Annotated in this window: 22 protein-coding genes and 1 pseudogene; 11 read left to right on the forward strand and 12 right to left on the reverse strand. The window is 68.0% G+C overall.

Annotation, left to right across the window (positions count from 1 at the left end; all coding sequences use genetic code 11):
• Positions 1 to 250: 250 nt before the first annotated feature.
• The 3 genes from A5787_RS21355 to A5787_RS21365 are packed head-to-tail and all read left to right on the forward strand — an operon-like array spanning position 251 to position 3,295.
• Positions 251 to 1,480, forward strand: coding sequence for a glycosyltransferase family 4 protein (locus A5787_RS21355; protein ID WP_066970722.1), 1,230 nt, complete (start codon positions 251 to 253; stop codon positions 1,478 to 1,480).
• On the forward strand, positions 1,474 to 2,232 hold the full coding sequence (locus tag A5787_RS21360; RefSeq protein ID WP_066970723.1) for a class I SAM-dependent methyltransferase: 759 nt from the start codon (positions 1,474 to 1,476) through the stop codon (positions 2,230 to 2,232). The genes A5787_RS21355 and A5787_RS21360 overlap by 7 nt, the downstream gene beginning before the upstream one ends.
• Positions 2,219 to 3,295: a prenyltransferase gene (locus tag A5787_RS21365; protein ID WP_066970725.1), complete on the forward strand. Its 1,077-nt coding sequence runs from the start codon at positions 2,219 to 2,221 to the stop codon at positions 3,293 to 3,295. Before A5787_RS21360 ends, A5787_RS21365 begins: the two co-directional genes overlap by 14 nt.
• Here the strand turns inward: A5787_RS21365 and A5787_RS21370 are convergent.
• Positions 3,276 to 3,968, reverse strand: a complete 693-nt coding sequence (locus A5787_RS21370; RefSeq protein ID WP_066970727.1) for a class I SAM-dependent methyltransferase — start codon at positions 3,966 to 3,968, stop codon at positions 3,276 to 3,278. The genes A5787_RS21365 and A5787_RS21370 overlap by 20 nt on opposite strands.
• Positions 3,969 to 4,107: 139 nt before the next feature.
• On the opposite strand from A5787_RS21370, the gene A5787_RS21375 reads away from it, so the two are divergent.
• Positions 4,108 to 4,704: a cutinase family protein gene (locus A5787_RS21375; protein WP_066970830.1), complete on the forward strand. Its 597-nt coding sequence runs from the start codon at positions 4,108 to 4,110 to the stop codon at positions 4,702 to 4,704.
• Here A5787_RS21375 and A5787_RS21380 read toward each other — a convergent pair.
• The 3 genes from A5787_RS21380 to A5787_RS27000 all read right to left on the reverse strand — a co-directional run bounded on the left by A5787_RS21380 (position 4,701) and on the right by A5787_RS27000 (position 6,294).
• Positions 4,701 to 5,660, reverse strand: coding sequence for a GAF and ANTAR domain-containing protein (locus A5787_RS21380; protein ID WP_066970729.1), 960 nt, complete (start codon positions 5,658 to 5,660; stop codon positions 4,701 to 4,703). The two genes, A5787_RS21375 and A5787_RS21380, sit on opposite strands and share 4 nt — an antisense overlap.
• 160 nt (positions 5,661 to 5,820) lie before the next feature.
• A complete protein-coding gene (locus A5787_RS28545) occupies positions 5,821 to 5,949 on the reverse strand; it encodes a hypothetical protein (RefSeq protein ID WP_255361737.1) in 129 nt (42 codons plus the stop codon).
• Between the two features lie 147 nt (positions 5,950 to 6,096).
• On the reverse strand, positions 6,097 to 6,294 hold the full coding sequence (locus A5787_RS27000; protein WP_082977363.1) for a hypothetical protein: 198 nt from the start codon (positions 6,292 to 6,294) through the stop codon (positions 6,097 to 6,099).
• A gap of 253 nt (positions 6,295 to 6,547) precedes the next feature.
• On the opposite strand from A5787_RS27000, the gene A5787_RS21385 reads away from it, so the two are divergent.
• Positions 6,548 to 7,390 (forward strand): family 16 glycosylhydrolase, encoded by an 843-nt coding sequence (locus A5787_RS21385; RefSeq protein WP_066970731.1) that lies wholly within the window; start codon positions 6,548 to 6,550, stop codon positions 7,388 to 7,390.
• A gap of 5 nt (positions 7,391 to 7,395) precedes the next feature.
• Here the strand turns inward: A5787_RS21385 and A5787_RS21390 are convergent.
• From A5787_RS21390 to A5787_RS21400, 3 genes and pseudogenes are all read right to left on the reverse strand, one after another.
• Positions 7,396 to 7,689, reverse strand: a pseudogene (locus A5787_RS21390) (class I SAM-dependent methyltransferase); the annotation flags it as partial.
• 42 nt (positions 7,690 to 7,731) lie between these two features.
• On the reverse strand, positions 7,732 to 8,577 hold the full coding sequence (locus A5787_RS21395) for an SAM-dependent methyltransferase (RefSeq protein WP_066970735.1): 846 nt from the start codon (positions 8,575 to 8,577) through the stop codon (positions 7,732 to 7,734).
• Positions 8,578 to 8,606: 29 nt separating this feature from the next.
• Complete coding sequence (locus A5787_RS21400) at positions 8,607 to 9,269, reverse strand: hypothetical protein (protein ID WP_231994104.1); 663 nt, start codon at positions 9,267 to 9,269, stop codon at positions 8,607 to 8,609.
• A gap of 61 nt (positions 9,270 to 9,330) precedes the next feature.
• Between A5787_RS21400 and A5787_RS21405 the strand changes: the two genes are divergently transcribed.
• The 4 genes from A5787_RS21405 (at position 9,331) to A5787_RS21420 (ending at position 12,501) form a co-directional block, all read left to right on the forward strand.
• Positions 9,331 to 10,344, forward strand: coding sequence for an NADP-dependent oxidoreductase (locus tag A5787_RS21405; RefSeq protein ID WP_066970738.1), 1,014 nt, complete (start codon positions 9,331 to 9,333; stop codon positions 10,342 to 10,344).
• A 25-nt stretch (positions 10,345 to 10,369) separates the two neighbouring features.
• Entirely contained in the window at positions 10,370 to 10,639 is a 270-nt protein-coding gene (locus tag A5787_RS21410) for an EF-Tu/IF-2/RF-3 family GTPase (protein WP_066970740.1), read from the forward strand.
• Between the two features lie 56 nt (positions 10,640 to 10,695).
• Positions 10,696 to 12,138 carry an amino acid permease gene (locus tag A5787_RS21415; RefSeq protein ID WP_066970742.1) on the forward strand — a complete coding sequence of 481 codons (1,443 nt, stop codon included), beginning with the start codon at positions 10,696 to 10,698 and terminating at the stop codon, positions 12,136 to 12,138.
• A 108-nt stretch (positions 12,139 to 12,246) separates the two neighbouring features.
• The gene (locus tag A5787_RS21420; RefSeq protein ID WP_066970743.1) at positions 12,247 to 12,501 is read left to right on the forward strand and encodes a hypothetical protein; all 255 of its coding nucleotides are present in this window, start codon (positions 12,247 to 12,249) and stop codon (positions 12,499 to 12,501) included.
• A 66-nt stretch (positions 12,502 to 12,567) separates the two neighbouring features.
• Here A5787_RS21420 and A5787_RS21425 read toward each other — a convergent pair whose 3' ends face one another.
• The 4 genes from A5787_RS21425 to A5787_RS21440 all read right to left on the reverse strand — a co-directional run bounded on the left by A5787_RS21425 (position 12,568) and on the right by A5787_RS21440 (position 15,185).
• Positions 12,568 to 12,978: a VOC family protein gene (locus tag A5787_RS21425; RefSeq protein ID WP_066970745.1), complete on the reverse strand. Its 411-nt coding sequence runs from the start codon at positions 12,976 to 12,978 to the stop codon at positions 12,568 to 12,570.
• Between the two features lie 4 nt (positions 12,979 to 12,982).
• Positions 12,983 to 13,429 carry a helix-turn-helix transcriptional regulator gene (locus A5787_RS21430; RefSeq protein WP_156764065.1) on the reverse strand — a complete coding sequence of 149 codons (447 nt, stop codon included), beginning with the start codon at positions 13,427 to 13,429 and terminating at the stop codon, positions 12,983 to 12,985.
• A gap of 96 nt (positions 13,430 to 13,525) precedes the next feature.
• Entirely contained in the window at positions 13,526 to 14,380 is an 855-nt protein-coding gene (locus tag A5787_RS21435; protein WP_066970747.1) for a lysophospholipid acyltransferase family protein, read from the reverse strand.
• Positions 14,373 to 15,185 (reverse strand): class I SAM-dependent methyltransferase, encoded by an 813-nt coding sequence (locus A5787_RS21440; RefSeq protein ID WP_066970748.1) that lies wholly within the window; start codon positions 15,183 to 15,185, stop codon positions 14,373 to 14,375. Before A5787_RS21440 ends, A5787_RS21435 begins: the two co-directional genes overlap by 8 nt.
• 82 nt (positions 15,186 to 15,267) lie before the next feature.
• On the opposite strand from A5787_RS21440, the gene A5787_RS21445 reads away from it, so the two are divergent.
• Together A5787_RS21445 and A5787_RS21450 are read left to right on the forward strand one after the other, a co-directional pair.
• Positions 15,268 to 15,843 carry a TetR family transcriptional regulator gene (locus tag A5787_RS21445; protein WP_066970750.1) on the forward strand — a complete coding sequence of 192 codons (576 nt, stop codon included), beginning with the start codon at positions 15,268 to 15,270 and terminating at the stop codon, positions 15,841 to 15,843.
• A 35-nt stretch (positions 15,844 to 15,878) separates the two neighbouring features.
• Positions 15,879 to 16,700 carry an alpha/beta fold hydrolase gene (locus A5787_RS21450; RefSeq protein ID WP_066970752.1) on the forward strand — a complete coding sequence of 274 codons (822 nt, stop codon included), beginning with the start codon at positions 15,879 to 15,881 and terminating at the stop codon, positions 16,698 to 16,700.
• A gap of 13 nt (positions 16,701 to 16,713) precedes the next feature.
• Here A5787_RS21450 and A5787_RS21455 read toward each other — a convergent pair whose 3' ends face one another.
• Complete coding sequence (locus tag A5787_RS21455; RefSeq protein ID WP_066970833.1) at positions 16,714 to 17,616, reverse strand: NAD(P)-dependent oxidoreductase; 903 nt, start codon at positions 17,614 to 17,616, stop codon at positions 16,714 to 16,716.
• Between the last annotated feature and the right edge of the window lie 36 nt (positions 17,617 to 17,652).

Here is a 17,652-nt window from a genome sequence, read left to right on the forward strand (position 1 = left end):
CCGTTGTGCGCTGACGGTCTTGAGTGTGAGCTCTGGGCGAAAATCAGCGCGCATTTGCGCCCTGGGCTCACACGGAAAGCCCTGGCGCACACTCAAACGATGTGGTCCCGGCCTCGTTGCGTCATTTAGGTGGGCGAACTATAGTCTGGACACATGTCCAGTTTGCTGTCGCGGGGTTCGGGAGTCCGTTGAGAGCGATGGATTGGGGGGCGGTCGCCCGCGTTGTTTGGTCGGCGGATAAGAGTTGAGTATGCGAATTGCCCTGCTGTCCTATCGCAGTAAGGACCATTGCGGCGGACAGGGCGTCTACGTGCGCCATCTCAGCCGCGGCCTGGTCGATCTCGGCCACGACGTCGAGGTCTTCTCCGGTCAGCCCTATCCGGAACTGCTCGATCCGCGGGTGCGGCTGACCAAGGTGCCCAGCCTGGACCTCTACCGCGAGCCCGACCCGTTCCGGGTGCCGCGCCCCAGCGAGATCCGCGACTCGATCGACCTGCTGGAACTCCTGACGGTGTGGACGGCGGGCTTCCCCGAGCCGCGGACGTTCACCATGCGCGTCGCCCGGCTGCTGGCCGAACGGGCCCACGACTTCGACCTCGTGCACGACAACCAGAGCCTGGGGACCGGGCTGCTGGCGATCGCCGACACGGGACTTCCGGTGGTGGCCACCGTGCACCATCCGATCACCCGCGACCGGGTGCTCGACGTGGCCGCCGCGAGGTGGTGGCGAAAGCCGTTGGTGCACCGCTGGTATGGCTTTTCCAAGATGCAGGAGCAGGTGGCGCGCCGGATCCCCGACCTGTTGACGGTCTCGTCGTCGTCGGCCGCCGACATCGTCGCCGACTTCGGCGTCTCCCCCGAGCAACTGCACGTGGTGCCGTTGGGGGTGAACACCCAACTGTTCCAGCCGGGTTCGCAGCCCCGCCGACCGGGCCGGGTCATCGCGATCGCCAGCGCCGACACCCCGCTGAAGGGTGTGCGCACGCTGCTGCACGCGGTCGCCAAGCTGCGCACGCGCCGCGACCTCGAGCTGCGGCTGGTGGCCAAGGTGGAACCCAACGGCCCCACCCACAAACTCATCGCCGAACTCGGCATCTCCGACATCGTCCACATCACCAGCGGGCTATCCGACGAGGCGCTCGCCGCGCTGTTCGCCTCGGCCGAGGTCGCCTGCATTCCGTCTCTCTACGAAGGGTTCTCGCTGCCCGCGGTGGAAGCCATGGCCAGTGGGACGCCGATCGTGGCGAGCCGGGTGGGCGCGCTCCCCGAGGTGCTGGGCATCGACGGCGCCTGCGCCGAGCTGGTGCCGCCCGCCGACGTCGACGCCCTGACCCGTGCGCTCGGCGAGCTGCTCGACTCGCCGGAAAAGCGCCGCACCATGGGCAAGGCGGGCCGCGACCGCGCGGTCAGTGTGTTCAGCTGGGAGGCGGTGGCCGCCCAAACCGTGCGGGTCTACGAGCGGGCGATCGCGCGATGCTGACCGTCGATTTCGACCGGCTCGCTATCGGGCCGTCCACGATGGTGATCGACGTCGGTTGCGGGGCGGGCCGGCACGCGTTCGAGGCCTATCGGCGCGGCGCGGACGTGGTCGCCTTCGACCGCGACGCCGCCGAATTGCGCTCGGTCGACACCATTCTGCGTGCCATGGCCGAAACCGGAGAGGCGCCGGCGGCGGCGTCGGCGAAGGTCGTCCTTGGCGACGCGCTGAGCCTGCCCTACGCCGACGAGACGTTCGACTGCGTCATCGCCTCGGAAATCCTCGAACATGTGCCGCAGGACGACGCCGCGATCGCCGAACTGGTCAGGGTCCTCAAAGTCGGTGGCACGCTGGCGGTCAGCGTGCCGCGCTGGCTTCCCGAGCGGGTGTGCTGGCTGCTATCCGACGAATACCACGCCAACGAGGGCGGCCACGTGCGCATCTACAAGGCGAGCGAGCTGCGAGCCAAGATCGCGGGCGGCGGTATGGAGCTGACGCATACCCACCACGCGCACGCGCTGCACTCGCCGTTCTGGTGGCTGAAATGCGCTGTCGGCGTGTCGAACCCCGACCATCCCGCGGTGGCCGCCTACCACAAGCTGCTGGTGTGGGACCTGATGCAACGGCCCAAGGTCACGCAGCTGGCTGAATCGCTGCTCAACCCGCTCGTCGGCAAGAGCGTGGCGATGTATTTCACCAAGTCGAGCGCCACGGAAAGCGAAGCGGCCCTGGGGTATTCAGTTGCATCGGGGTAGCACGCCGGCCGTTCCGGGTGTTCTCACATCCGACCAATGCCGGCAGACCGCGCTGTCGATAGCGGCCGCCCAGGAACCCTCGGGCGCCATCCCCTGGTTCGAGGGTGGGCATACCGATCCGTGGGATCACGTGGAATGCGCGATGGCGCTGACGGTCGCCGGGCTGCTGGAGCCGGCGCAGGCCGCGTTCGAGTGGAGTCGCCGCACGCAGCGCCCCGACGGCTCCTGGCCGATCCAAACCCGCAACGGGATCGTCGAAGACCACAACAGCGACAGCAACTTCTGCGCCTACATCGCCACCGGCGTGTGGCACCACGTGCTGATCACCGGCGACAAGTCCTTCGCCGCCCGGATGTGGCCGGTGGTGCACAAGGCGATCGATTTCGTCATCGACCTGCAGTTCGGCTATGGCGAGATCGCCTGGGCCCGAAGCGAAGACGGGCCTCTGCTGGAAGCGCTGCTGACCGGATGCGCGAGCGTGTTCCACAGCATCCGCTGCGCGCTGGCGCTGGCGGCGTTGGTCTCCGAACCGCAGCCCGAGTGGGAGCTGGCGCTGGGGCGCCTGGGGCACGCGATCGCCGCGCATCCCGAGGCGTTCACCGAGAAGGACCGCTACTCGATGGACTGGTATTACCCGATCCTCGGCGGCGCCCTGCGCGGCCCGGCGGCCGCCGCGCGGATCAGGGAGCGCTGGGACGACTTTGTGGTCGGCGATCTCGGCATTCGCTGCGTCGGCGACCGGCCGTGGGTGACCGGCGCCGAAACCTGCGAACTGGTGCTGGCGCTCGACGCCATCGGGCACAGGTCGGCCGCGCATCGCCAGTTCGCCGCGATGCAGCACCTGCGCGAAGAGGACGGGTCCTATTGGACCGGCCTGGTTTTCGCCGACGGGAAGCGCTGGCCCGAGGAGCGCACCACCTGGACCGGTGCGGCGATGATCCTGGCGGCCGACGCGTTGTCGGACACCACCAGAGGCAGCGCGATGTTCCGTGGGGACGGGCTGCCGATGGGGCTGCAGACCGACTTCGACTGCGAATGCGTGGTTACCGGTCCCGGCTGGTGACCCTGCCCTGGCCCGGGGCAGCACCGGCCTGCCCGCCGGTGCGTTCGAGCACCCGCAGTGACCCGGTGGCCGCAACCTCGCGGAACTGGCCGGAGTCCATCGCGCGGCAATAGATGAAGTACGGCGGGCGCCCGCCGTCGCGCGGGTCCGGGAACACGTCGTGGATGAGCAGCGCCCCGCCGGGCTCCACCCACTTGGCCCAGCCGTCGAAGTCCTCGCTCGCGGCCTGCTCGGAGTGGCCGCCGTCGATGAACAGGAACTGCAGCGGTGTTCCCCAGCCCCGGGCGACTACCGGCGAGCGGCCCACGACGGCGACGACGTGGTCGTCGAGCTGCGCGACGTCGAGCGTGCGACGGAAGGTGGGCAGCGTATCGAAAAGACCGGTGACGTCATCGACCATCGTGGCGTCGTGGTACTCCCAGCCGGCTTGGTGTTCCTCCGAGCCGTGGTGGTGGTCGATCGTGTAGAGCACGCTGGCGGTTTGTTGCGCCGCCGCCCCGAGCAACAGGGTGGATTTGCCGCAGTAGGTGCCGATCTCGACGCCGACGCCGCCGTTGAGGTACCGCAGCGCGGCGTCGTAGATCGCGCGTCCCTCGTCGGGCGGCATGAAGCCTTGCACCTGTTCGGCCATCGCGAACAGGCGCTCGGTTGAACTGACGTCGGCGCGGCTCATGAGCCGAACCTATCGGTCGTCTTCGGGCCTCCGGCCAGCGGGATCGTCGCGATCGTTTTACCATCGTGCTGTGCGCGTGTCTGCCCGCAGATGGGTCGATGCCGGCTTGGCGGTGATCCTGACCGCAGCCGGGCTGACGATGCTGCCGTCCATGACGCCGACGGCCGCCGCGGCGAACTGTCCCCCAGTGCAGGTCGTCTTCGCCCGCGGCCGATATGAATCGCCGGGCACGGGCGCGCTCGGCAACGCGTTCATCAGCGCCTTGCGGTCCAAGGTTTCGAAGAACATCGGCGTCTACGCCGTGAATTACCCCGCCGACACACAGATCGACATCGGCGCCAACGACATGAGCCATCACATCCAGGACATGGTCAACGACTGCCCGAACACCCGCCTGGTGCTGGGTGGCTACTCGCTGGGCGCGGCGGTCACCGACGTGGTGCTCGCGGCACCCATCAGCGCGTTCGGTTTCGACAGCCCCCTGCCGCCGGGGATCGATCAGCACATCGCCGCCGTCGCGCTGTTCGGCAACGGAAGCCAGTGGGCGGGTCCCATCACGAACTTCAACCCGACCTACAACGACAGGACCATCGAGCTGTGCCACGGCGCGGATCCCATCTGCAACCCCGCCGACCCGAACACCTGGAAAGAGAACTGGCCGCAGCATCTGGCCAGCGCCTACATCGATGCGGGCATGGCCAACCAGGCCGCCGACTTCGTGGCGGGCAAGCTTTAGCCGACCAGTTGGGCGGCCAGCTCCTCCAGTGCGATGCCACGCTGGGCTGCGAGTGACGCAAGCACGCCCTCGGCATGGCTCGATTCGACACCGTAGCGCTCGGAGAGCAGCCGAGCGGCGGCGGCGATGGTGGCCGGCGGCTCCACGCGGCTCGCGGCCCGACGGGCGCCGGCGCGCTGGGCTTGGGCGGCCGCCGCTTGATGGACCTCGCCCACGATGACCGGCAGCACCGCGCCGTCGTACCACTGCAGCCAGCGACCGCATTGGTCGGCCAGCATCCGAACATGGCGCAGGTCGGCCTCGTCCGGAACGGCGTCGCGCTGACGCTGATGGGTCGACACGACGCCCCGGACCTTCCCGTCGGCGTCGACGATCGGGGTGGACACGCACGAGCGGACCCCGTTAGCCTGCAGGATTTCCCGCGCGGATTCGCTGAACGACGGCGAACTGTCGACGTCGGCGACGACCACCTGCCGGGCATCGCCAAACGCATGCCCGCACGGCGTCGCCGGTTCGTCCAGGTAGCTGAAGGCGTCGACGAAGTCCTGGCCGAAACCGCGCTTGCCTTCGATTTGCAGCCCGCCATGCACCGGGTCGCGCAGCTGAACGGTCGCCCCCTCGGCGCCGCAGCGGGTGACGGCCGCACGCATCAACTCCGCCAACACCTCGCTGCGGTTCGAGCACGCCCGGCCCCCGATCGTGAACGGCAAGGTCGGCGCAGGGGCGGTGGGGCCCGATTGGCCGTCGCCGCTCGGCGACAGCAATTCGGCGGCCACGGCGCGCAACTTCACATTGCGACGCTGAGAGACGTCCCGCAGCACTTCGAAGGCCGCCTGGTCATCCAGCCCGTACCGCTGCTGCAGTGCCGCGATGGCGAGGCGAATGGTCGTTCGCGAGAGCCTGGCTCCCAGCGGGAGGGTCGCTGCCTGCGATGCGTCGTCGGTAGTCAGAGCCATCGGGTCCCCTTCGCCCCGCACGGAGCGCGTCAATGAACGTGGTGGACCGGCTGCTTGATCTACCCCCTGAACTGGCTGGACCATACACCATGGTCACGGCGTCGTTGCTGACATTTCCGGTTCTCGGCCGGCGCCAATCTCAGGCCGCGTAGGTGACCTGCTACCAGTGACGCCCCGGCTTGTGCGCCGGGTCCGCCTGACCGGTTTCCGTCCCGCTCACAACGTTGACGTCCGTCACGCCGGGATTGTGCGCCTCGATGTAGCGCTCCAGCTCGTAGCAGCGCGCCATGCGGTTGGTTCGGGTTGGCGAGCGCCTTTGTCCGACGTGTTTCTGCCTCGGGCAGAATTATGCGGTGGCGCTGGCCGTTTCGCACGCGTTGTTAATGGCCTGCAAAAGTGTTCATGGCGCCCGAGCCGTGATCTGAAAGATCGGAATTCAGGCAGAGGTGTCGGTGCTCGAGTACAGCTTGAAGTCGCGGGTAACCTGGCCGCCCGATGCGGCGGCGTGCCGACGGGCCAAATAGGACGGATGACGGCGCATCGCCGCGCGGCGCTCCCGTTCAAGGCGGCGAGCTGCAACCCACGCCGGATGAGATTGCAGGAAAATGACCGTCGCCCCCGGTGCATCCGCCACGATTCCAACTCCTCCCGAGCAACCCGCAAAATTTGTCAACACTGGTTATCGGATCGTGATTCCAGAATGCCCTGCCAATCCTGAGACCAAACCACGCCCCAACGTGAGAATTAGCCATGAATTTCGGCCTATCCCAAAACCACTGCGCGCCGACGTCGCATTGCGGCCGGCGGCGATCCCTACGCTAGCGACGGCCACCGACAAGATTTCCCGTTCGCATCCGGACTGCGACGGCTGCTATGGTGCCTTGCTTATGCCAGAGATCGACCGCCGCCGCATGATGCTGACGGCCGGGATCGGAGTGCTGGCAGCCGCGCTGCCGCTCCCCGAGGCCCGGGCCTACCCGCGCCGACCAGGAGCTCCCGAGGCCCCGCCGCCCGCCGCGCCCAGCGGCCAGGCCGGGAGCTACATCTTCCAGGACGAATTCGACGGCCCGGCCGGCTCGGCCCCCGACGCGTCGAAATGGTCGGTGGCCAAAGCCCGCGAGACGATCAAGGACCCGACGTATTGGGAGCAGCCCGACCACATCGGGCAGTACCGCGACGATCGCCGCAACGTGTTCCTCGACGGCAACTCCAACCTGGTCCTGCGCGCCGCGAAAGATGGACCCACCTACTTCAGCGGCAAGGTCCAAAGCCTGTGGCACGGCGGCGTGGGCCACACCTGGGAGGCCCGGATCAAGCTCAATTGCCTGACCGCCGGCGCCTGGCCCGCCTATTGGCTGGGCAATGACGATCAGGGCGAAATCGACGTCATGGAGTGGTACGGCAACGGCAACTGGCCCTCGGCCACCACCGTGCACGCCAAAGCGAACGGCGGCGAGTGGAAGACCCACAACATCGCGGTGGACAGCGGCTGGCACACCTGGCGGACCCAGTGGGACGAGGCGGGCATCCGGTTCTGGAAGGATTACACCGACGGGGCGCAGCCCTACTTCGACGTCCCGGCGAGCTCCCTGCCGGATTGGCCGTTCAACCGTCCGGGCTACACCGTTTTCCCGGTCTTCAATCTCGCGGTCGCCGGGTCTGGCGGCGCCGATCCCGGACCGGGCACCTATCCCGCCGACATGCTCGTCGACTGGATACGGGTCTGGTAGGACCTGGTTTGGAAGCCTTCCGCGAGTGCGACGACCGTTGCCTGGGGGTGTTCGGAGAGGTACCGGATCGCGCACCGGTCGACGGCCAGTGAGCGCAACGCCATCTCCTGGCCTTTGCGGCCGAATTTCTCGAAGTCGAATTCGATTGACTCCACGAGCTTGATGGCCATCGGGTCGTCGATGATCGGGTCTGGACGGCCCGCCTGGTCGGCCCTGCCGTAGAGGGTCAACAGTGCGGTCTCCGAGACGCCGTCAGCAGTCTCGCGTCCACTTTGTCGTTGGCTCGACTCATCGAGCAAACCCTACCGGCACAAGCGAAGTCGGCTACCGGCGTCGTGTTGTCAGTGCGTGAGAAGCGCGGTTGCGCTCCAGACCCGGCCGCCGGGGCGCCGGGGGTCCGGCTCGGGCAGCCAGGTCATCGGGCGCATCCACAGCGGCAAGCGGCGGAACCGGTGGGCGGCGACGTAGAGCGCTTGCACCTCGACCGTGCGCCAGCCGAGGTCCTCGAAGAAGGCCAAGCCGTTCTCGGGCGCGAACTTGAACGGCGCGTTCTGCAGCATGCCGGCCATCTTCTTGTTCATCATCCGCTTCAGGCCCGGGCCCGCGAAATCAAGCATCCACCAATTGATTTCGGGGCGCGTGAACGCCGCTGACAGCGCGACGACGTCGCTTTCTTCCAGGTACATCAGCAGGCCTTCGGTCAGCACCAGCGCTTTGCCGGCGCCGGCCAGCGCCTCATCGAGGAACGCGCCCCGGGCCGCGGCGTCGGCCAGGTCGACGGCGGTCCGTGTCAGCCGGCATCGCGGTGTCTGGTCGGCCAGCAGCTGCGTCTTTTCCTCGAGCAACTTCGGCAGATCGGCCTCGACCCAGGTCAGGTCGGACGGCAGCTCCAGGCGGTACGGCCGGGTGTCCAAACCGGCGGCCAGGTTCAGCACCCGGTCACAGCCGGCGGAAATCGCTTCGGCGATGGCGTCGTCGATGATCTTGGTGCGCGCGACGAGCCACCAGCCGTTGCGGGTAGACCGCGGCACGTTGGCGACGATTTCGCGGCCGTGTTCGCCGGCGAGGCGCTCGGCGAGCGGATCGTTGAAAAGCGCGTCCGGACGGGCCGATTCGGTCGCCCGGTGCAACGCCGTCCATCGCGCCGTGTCCGAGACGTGGGTGATCGTGTGTCTGAGGGCTGACATACGTGCGTTATAGCAGCCGCCCCGCCTCCCTACTGACCGGCCCTAGGTCCGGCGAACCAAGCCGATGTCACCGCGCGGGTCTGGGGAGGTGGATAGACGGTGTCCGGCCTGCCGAGCGGACCGACCTTGACCGTCCACGTCGCCGACGAGCGGTCGATGCAGCTCCCGGGGCCCTGGCCGGGCAGCTCCAGCACGCTGACGTTTGCGTAGGGGTCGCCGCAGTAATAGGCGGCCACGTACCCGTCGGCGCGGCCACCTCCCGCGCCGCCGTTGCGGAGCCGGCACTGGGCGCCGTCGTCGAGGGTCAGCGCGAACGGGTCCGGCGTGGCGGTCGGCTGCACCGGCGGCAGCGAACCGTTGTACTTCACCCGGTGCATGGTCCTGTCCCAGGGATTGTCCACGCACAGCAGCGATCCGGGTGTGGACGGCCAGCAGGTGCCGGCGCCCGCCACGCTGGGCGCGCAGGAGTAGACGTTGTCGGCCGTCGCCGACGGCGACGCTTCGCAGCCTTCGACGGTGACGACGTTGCCCTGCGGGGGCGACTCTCGATATCCGTTCATCGGCTGGCCGTCGGGCCCGACGGCCATCACGCTGATCTGCTGGGTGGGCGGCGGGTCCGCGACGGCCGACGCGGGCAGCGCCAAAGCCGCCATCGTCAGCGCGGCGATGGGGACAACGATGATTCGCGACATCACGTTCACCGCGCAAAACCTTTCATTCGGCGGCTCCCTTGTTGAAGGGTACGGTGCGCATATGCCCGACCGAAACCGCCGTTTTCTGCTCCGCGAACGCCCCACCGGCCGCATCGGCCCGGACACCTTCGAACTGAGCGAGGAAGCGGTGCCCGAGATCGGCGACGGCGAGGCGCTGGTGCGCGTCGACTGGATATCGCTCGACCCCACCAACCGCATGTGGATCAACGACACTCCGACCTACCTGCCGCCGGTGGGCATCGGCGAGGTCATGCGCGCGGCCGGTCTGGGCGAGGTCGTCGCGTCGAAGAATCCGAACTATGCGGTCGGTCAGACCGTGCAAGGCCTGCTCGGCTGGCAGGACTACGCGGTCATCTCGCCCACGGCGTTCGTGATGCCCGTCGACATCGCGGAGGGCATTTCGCCGAGCGCCTACTTGGGCGCGCTGGGGTCGACCGGGCTGACCGCCTGGATCGGCATCCGCGACATCGGCAAGCCCAAGCCGGGCGACACGGTCGTGGTCTCGGCCGCGGCCGGTGCCGTCGGGTCGGTCGCCGGGCAGCTCGCCAAGGCCGCCGGCGCCCGCGTCGTCGGGATCGCCGGCGGACCCGAGAAGTGCGCCCTGCTCACCGACCAACTCGGCCTCGACGCGGCCGTCGACCACCGCGCCGGTGACTGGGCCGCCCGGCTCGCAGCGGCCACCCCCAACGGCATCGACGTCGACTTCGAAAACGTCGGCGGCGACATCATGGACGCGGTCTTCGCGCGGCTGAATATCGGTGCGCGCGTTGCGCTTTGCGGCCTGATCTCTGGCTACAACGCGGTCGATCCGCCGCCGGGACCCCGCGCGTTCGGCAACCTCCTCATCCAGCGCGCGACGGTGCAGGGCTTCATCGTCCTGGACCACCTCGGGCGGGCGCCGGAGGCGGCCGGCGAGATCGCCGGCCTGATCGCCGACGGCACGCTGACGCCGCTCGAGACGGTCGTCGAGGGCTTCGAGCAGCTGCCGACGGCGATCAACATGCTGTTCGACGGCAAGAACGTCGGCAAGCTCGTGGTGAAGCTGTCGAAATAGCCGGCAAGGCCACTACCGTTACCGCATGATTCGCATGACGGTCCAGGACGCGTTCGTGATCCGCGGTCGCGGGGCGGTGGCCACCGGCCGCGTGGAGTATGGGGAGCTGCGCGTCGGCGACCAGGTGAAGATCAACGACGGGCCGGCCGTCCGGGTGGACGCTATCGAGTCGCTGCGCAAGAAGATCGACACCGCGACGGTCGGTGACAACGTCGGATTGCTCTTCAAGGCGCTCGACAAAAACGATCTTTCCGCCGGGGACGTGATTACCTCGTCAGGCGTCTTTTTGGCATAGGCCGAGACAAGTCACAACTATCGCGGGCCCAGCGCCGCGCCTCTAATGTCTTCGCCATGGCATCCGGCGCTCCCGCACCCACGACGGCCGCGGACGCCGTCCCGCAACTGCGCCGGGGTCTGGCCAACCGGCACATCCAGTTGATCGCGATCGGTGGCGCGATCGGCACCGGCCTCTTCATGGGTTCGGGGCGGACGATCTCGCACGCCGGTCCGGCGGTGTTGGTGGTGTACGGGATCATCGGGTTCTTCGTGTTCTTCGTGCTGCGCGCGATGGGCGAGCTGTTGTTGTCGAACCTGAAGTACAAGTCGTTCGTCGACTTCGCGGCCGACCTGTTGGGCCCCGCGGCGGGCTTTTTCGTCGGCTGGTCGTACTGGTTCGCCTGGATCGTCACGGGGATCGCGGAAATCGTCGCGATTGCCGGCTACTCGAAGTTCTGGTGGCCCGATGTGCCCGTGTGGCTGCCGGTGCTGGTGACGGGCAGCCTGATCCTCGCGTTCAACCTGTTCAACGTCCGCAACTTCGGGGAGATGGAGTTCTGGTTCGCCCTGGTCAAGGTCGCCGCGATCGTGGGCCTCATCGTCGTGGGCGCCGTGCTCGTGGCGACGGATTTCGTTTCGCCGCAAGGCCATCGGGCGACGGTTGAGAACCTGTGGAACGACGGCGGATTCTTCGCGACGGGATTCATGGGCGTCGTCGGCGGCTTCCAGATCGCGTTCTTTGCGTTCGTGGGCGTGGAACTCGTCGGCACTGCGGCGGCCGAGACGGCGAACCCGCGCCACACGCTCCCCCGGGCCATCAACGCCGTCCCCCTTCGGGTGGCGATCTTCTACATCGGTGCGCTGCTGGCGATCCTCACCGTCGTCCCCTGGCGCCGCTTCGCCAGCGGCGAGTCGCCGTTCGTGACGATGTTCTCCCTGGCGGGGCTCGCCGCCGCGGCCTCGATCGTCAACTTCGTGGTGACCACCGCGGCCGCCTCCTCGGCCAACTCCGGGGTGTTCTCCACCGGTCGCATGCTCTTCGGTCTGGCGGACAAGGGAAGCGCCCCGGCCCCGTTTCGGAAGCTGAACCGCGGCGGGGTGCCCGCGACCGCGCTTTTTCTGACGGCGACGCTCCTGCTGGCCACCATTCCGCTGCTGTATGTCGGCGGTTCCGTGATGGGCGCCTTCACGCTCGTGACGACCGTCGCCTCGCTGTTGTTCATGTTCGTGTGGGCGATGATCGTCGTCAGCTACCTCGTCTACCGCCGCCGCCACGCACAACGTCATGCCGAGTCGGCCTACAAGATGCCGGCCGGCATGGTGATGTGCTGGGCCATCCTCGGTTTCTTCGCGTTCGTGGTCTGGACGCTGTGCACCGAACACGAAACCGCGATCGCCCTGGCATGTTTTCCGCTGTGGTTCGTGGCACTGGGAGCCGGGTGGCTCGTCGTCCGGCGCCGGCCCGGCCGCGCCGAGCGGTACCGCCAATTCCAGGCCGAACTCGACCAGGCCGGCTGACGCCGGACCGCGGCCGGGGTTCTTGGGATCGGTAGCCGATCGGGCGCTCTGTACTTACCGCAACGACGACGCCAACCAGGCGGCGCCACGTGAAAGGAAGTCAGACAGATGAAGCTCGTACCCGCCAGCCTCGAAGAGCAGGTCAACCGCGTCGATCGTCAGCGCAGCCTCTACATCGGGATCGCCAACGCGTTGGTTGCGGTCTGGAGCGTCTACCGCGTGATCTGGGGCTTTTACCTGGCAATGACGTTCGACTGGGTCGCCGGCGCCATGGTTCCCCAGCTGCTGCTCTGGGGCGTGATCGGTGTCATCTCGGGGGTCGTGGCTTTCGCGTTCCTGAACCGCTATTTCAAGGCGAGTTGAACCGGTCCGCTGGAAGTGGAAAGTCCCGAATCCGCTTGAGATTCGGGACTTTTCCCGTTTTCGGGCTCAGCGCACTTGCTGAATGCGGATGAGGTTGCCCGCCGGGTCGCGCACGGCGCAGTCGCGGAGCCCGTAGGGCTGTTCGGTTGGCTCCTGGACGATTTCGGCGTCGGCGGCCTGCAGTTGCTCGAAGGCCCCGTCGAGGTCCTTGGTGGCCAGCAGGAGCATCGCGTAGGTGCCCTTGGCCATCATCTCCGCGATGGTGCGGCGCTCGTCGTCGGTGATGCCGGGGTTGGCGGCCGGCGGGTTCAACACGATGGACGTGCCGGGCTGAGCCGGGGGGCCGACCGTGATCCAGCGCATCTTGCCCTGTCCGACGTCGAGGCGGACCTCGAAGCCGAGGGTGTCGCGGTAGAAGGCCAGCGAGGCCTCCGGGTCGTCGTGCGGGAGGAAGCTCGAGTGAATCGTGATGTCCATGGCGTCAGGCTAGGTGCGGCCCGTTGACCCGCGCTTCTCGATTCCTGATCGGTCTGGTCACCTGTTTGGCGACGCACGGCGGTATCCCCGCCGTTGCGTCGGCCGCGCGGCTCCGGTAGGCGCTGGGCGGCATGCCGACCAGTTCGGTGAACCGGGTGCTGAACGTGCCCAGCGATGAGCAGCCGACCGCGAAACAGACCTCGGTGACGCTGAGGTCGCCGCGACGCAGCAGCGCCATCGCCCGCTCGATGCGCCGCGTCATCAGGTAGGAATACGGCGATTCGCCGTAGGCGCGGCGGAATTCACGGCTGAGATGCCCGGCGGACATGTGCACCCCGCGGGCGAGCGCCTCGACGTCCAGCGGCTGCGCGTAGTCCCGGTCGATCCGGTCGCGGACGCGGCGCAGCAGCGCGAGGTCACGCAGTTGCTGTTCGGCGGAGCTCGCTGTCACCCTCACGATGGTGCCACCACCCACGGCCCCCGAAACATAAACCACTGCGACGCCCGTCGGCGATTCTTCGCAACTGGTTATGTGTCGCGGAAACGACTACGGGGTAACCGCGGCTCGCCACGCCAACGGGTTGAGGTTGCGATACGGATCGCCGTCGCGCAGCCACCGCAGGTCGCTCAGGATGTTCTCCAGCGCCCGTTGTGTTTGGCCTTTGACGATGTCCACCCACTCCTGTCCGGTGACGCCGAGCGGCCGGCTGGTATCGATCGGCGAGCCGAAGCGGAGGTACATCCGCTGCGGTCGCGGAATCAGAGTCGGCCCCATCCCCCGCAGCAATGGCATCGCCATGTCCGGGCGTCCGTTCAATCGACGGCCCAGGGCTTCGCTGAATTTCCCGTACGCGCCGTCACGAGTGGTCAGGCTGCGGTACATGTCGTCGCCGCCGACGAGACCGGCCGGCACGATCGGGTAGCCGTTCTCCACCGACAACCGCGCGAATCCCGCGCGTCCCTGCCAGCGCAGCCGGTACTCCTCGCCTTTGAACTTGGCGATCTCGCGGCCGCCCCCGGGAAACACCAGGATGGTCTCGTCGTTGCGCATGAGTTCGCGCGCGGTCTCCGGCGCGCCGACCACGGCGCCGTACGCCGCGATCAGGTCGCCGGGCAACCCACGCATGCGCCCGAAACCCCGTTCGGCCAGTGGGCGCACCCGGGTCCCGATCGTGCGTCGCACAGTGTCCGAGATCAAAAAGACCTCGGAGCCGAACTGAGTGTGGTTGCCCACCAACAGGAATCGCCCGTCCGCGGGCAGGTGTTCGACGCCGTCGACATAGGGCCGGGAGAGGTCGGTGAGCGGGCGGATCCGGTCGGTCACGTGGTCGAGGACTCGCCGCAGCGCCTGTACCCGTGGGCTGGGCTCCGTCAACGCGGCCAGGTCGGTGTTGTCAGCCACGGCGGTCCGCTTTCGGGCGGGTGAACACGACGGTGAGCGAGGGCGGCCCGAACCGCGTCGGGCTTGGCAGCATCTCGACGCTCATCTCGGGATTTGCGGCGCGCCCCAGCGCCTGCATCGCCGACGGGCTGTAGGCGCGCAGCGCACTGATGAACCCGTCGTGCAGCGACGGCCGAATCCACGACCAGGGCATCAGCGCCAGGTTGAGGGGCAGCGCCACGACCGGAAACAGCAAGGTGCCCAACGGGCTGCGCCGCTTGAGGTCGATGACCAGGAATCGCTTGGCCACGCGGGTGGCCTCGGCGACGGCGCGGGCCGCGACCGCGGGCGGCAGGTGGTGAAACGCCAGCGCGAACACGACCAGGTCGTAACTGTCGTCGGCGGCATCGATCGCCGTGGCGTCGACGACCTGGGTGCGCGCCCGCGGATGCTGCCCCAGCTCGCCCGCCGCGATGTTGGCCACCGAGTGCGGGTTCACGTCGCTCACGGTGACGCTGGCCGACGGGTGGAGCTTGAGGATCTGCGCTGAGAGCTTGCCGTGGCCCGCGCCGAGCTCCAGGATGCGCGGGTTCGGGATGTCGGCGACGACGCTGAGCGCCGCGCGCGCATAGTTCTCATGCTGATTGGTCAACGTGCCCATCCGGTCGAGCATGCTGATGACCTTCTGCTTGACCTCGTCGGCCACGTCGTCGCGGTCGAGGTACTCGAGCGCATCGGTCTCGAATCGACGATCCAGCCACGATGCGTCGGGTCCACCCCGCGGCATCGTCGCAATTGCCTGGTCCGGGGCTTGGGTCGTAACCATCACTGCGTCTCCTTCTCGTGTCGTCACGCATGGTTGAGACCACCATAACAAACGAACTAGTTCGTCTGTATATGATGATCCTGTGAGATCCAGGACAGAGCTCCGCGGCGAAATTCTCGCCGCCGCCCGCGCGGAGTTCGCCCAGTACGGCTTGGCCGGCGCGCGCATCGACCGCATCGCGCGCGCCGCCAGCGCCAGCAAGGAACGGCTGTACGCCCATTTCGGCGACAAGGAGACCCTGTTTCGCGACGTGGTCGCCACCGACGGCGCGGAATTCTTCCGGGCCGTGGAGCTGCGCCCCGACGCGGTGCCCGAGTTCGTCGGCGGCATCTTCGACCTGGCGCAGAACCGGCCCGAGCACGACCGGATGATCACGTGGGCCCGGCTGGAGGGCTTCCCACTGGACATTCCGGAGTTCGACGAGGAGCACCCGCCCGAGCGGGCACTCGCCGCCCTGGAGCAGGCGCAGGCCGACGGCCACGTCGACACGGCATGGGATCCGCAGCAGCTGCTGGTTTTTCTCTTCGCGATCGCCCTGGCGTGGGCGCACTGGCCCGACCCCGCGGCGGTCACCTCGGACGCGGCGGTTATCGCCCGACGGCGCGCCGCGGCCGTCGAGGCGGCGTCCCGACTCGTCAAACCCGTCGAGCGCACCTGACCGCCGAGATCGAACAGCGCGTAGTGTCCCAAGCCATGGCCGATGAGATCCACTTCGTCGAAGCCAACGGGCTGAGGTTCGCCTATCTGGAGGACGGCACCGGGCCGCTCGTCCTCTTGCTGCACGGGTTCCCGGACACCCCGCACACCTGGGACGATTTGCGCCCGCGGCTCGCCGCCGCGGGCTTCCGCGCGGTCAGCCCGTTCATGCGCGGGTACCACCCCAGTGCGATTCCCACCCGGGATGCCGATCAGGAGACGCTGGCCCGCGATCCGCTCGCGCTGATCGACGCGCTCGGCGCCCGCGAGGCCGTCGTCATCGGGCACGACTGGGGAGCCTCGGCCGCCTACGGCGCGGCGGCGCTCGGGCCGGGCCGCGTCAAAAAGCTGTTCGTCGTTGGCATTCCGCACCCGGCGGCGCTCAAGCCGACGCTGAAAAAGCTCTGGGGCGTCCGCCACTTCGCGGCGTACAAGTTGCCGGGCGCACCGAAACGCTTCGCGCGCAACGACTTTGCGGCTCTGCCCGCCATTTGCCGGCGCTGGTCGCCCACCTGGAACCCGGACCCGCACGAGTTCGACGCCGTCCGTGCCAGCTTCGCGAACCCGGCGAGTTTGAACGCGGCGTTCGGCTACTACCGCAAGCTCTCCCCCGTCCCCAGCGCATCACTGAAGGCGAAGATCGAGGTGCCGACCGTGGTCTTCGCGGGGCTGGACGACCCGATCGCCGAGCCAGCGGATTACCGGCGCGCCGCGCGGATGTTCGCGAACGAGTATGTCGTCGAGGAGGTCCCCGGCGGGCATTTCATGCACCGGGAGCATCCCGAGACGTTCGCCGAGCGGCTTCTAGTCCACCTGTGATCAGGCGTTGTCCCTACGCGCCGACCAGCTCCGGGTGGAACTTCGCCGCCATGCGGCGCAACCCGTCCTGCCAGTCGACCTGCGTGCGGCCGATGAGCTCGTGCATCCGCTCCCCGTCGGTCGGATTGCCCCGCAACGCGTGCGCGCTTTCCTCGAACACCGGCTCCTTGCCGACGAGCGAACCGAGGTAAGCGCACCACTCCTGGAGGCTGACTGCCTGGTCGCCGCACCAGTTGACGGTGGTCGCCGGGACCGACGCCGCCTCGAGCAGCTTGGGGACGGTCGCGATGATGTCGTCCTCGTGGATCGGGTTGTAGTGGGCCGGTCCGCCGGGCGGGACCGGAATCGGGATGCCGGCCAGCATCATCTCCATGTGGTAATACGGCCACCCGCCGTTGTTGCCGTAGGGCACGTTGAGACGGGCGATGGTCGTCGGCACATCGAGGATGCGCGACATCGCCCGGGCGACGACCTCCCCGGCGATCTTGGAGATCGAATAGGTGGGAAACAAGAACTTGTGGTTGTCGCCGAGGGCGGCGTGCTCGGTTCGGGGTTCGTCGTCGGGCGGGTCGTAGACGGCCGCCGAGGAGCAGTGCAGGAAGGCCTTCGCCCCGCGGCAGTGCGCCATCAGCAGGCCGACCGATTCCGCGTTGGCGCCGAGGTCCTTGTCCCAATGTCCGCTCTTGGCGACCGCCAAGTTCAGGACGTAGTCGAAGTCGTCCGGGACGCCGGTGAAGTCCCCGGCGGCCAGGTCGACGGTCTGACACCGAATCCCCGCCTTCTCGAGGCCTTCTCGTGCGGCGGGGTTGCTGAAGCGGGCGATGCCCCACACTTCGTTTTCCGACGCCAGCGCCAGGGCGATGGGGGTGGCGAGTTGACCGGTCGGACCGGTGATCAAGATCTTTGAGCCGCGCATGCGCTGATAGTAGGCGCTGCCATCCGCCGACACCGA

Origin of the sequence: Mycobacterium sp. 852002-50816_SCH5313054-b (assembly GCF_001667185.1) — a bacterium.
Classification (GTDB): domain Bacteria; phylum Actinomycetota; class Actinomycetes; order Mycobacteriales; family Mycobacteriaceae; genus Mycobacterium.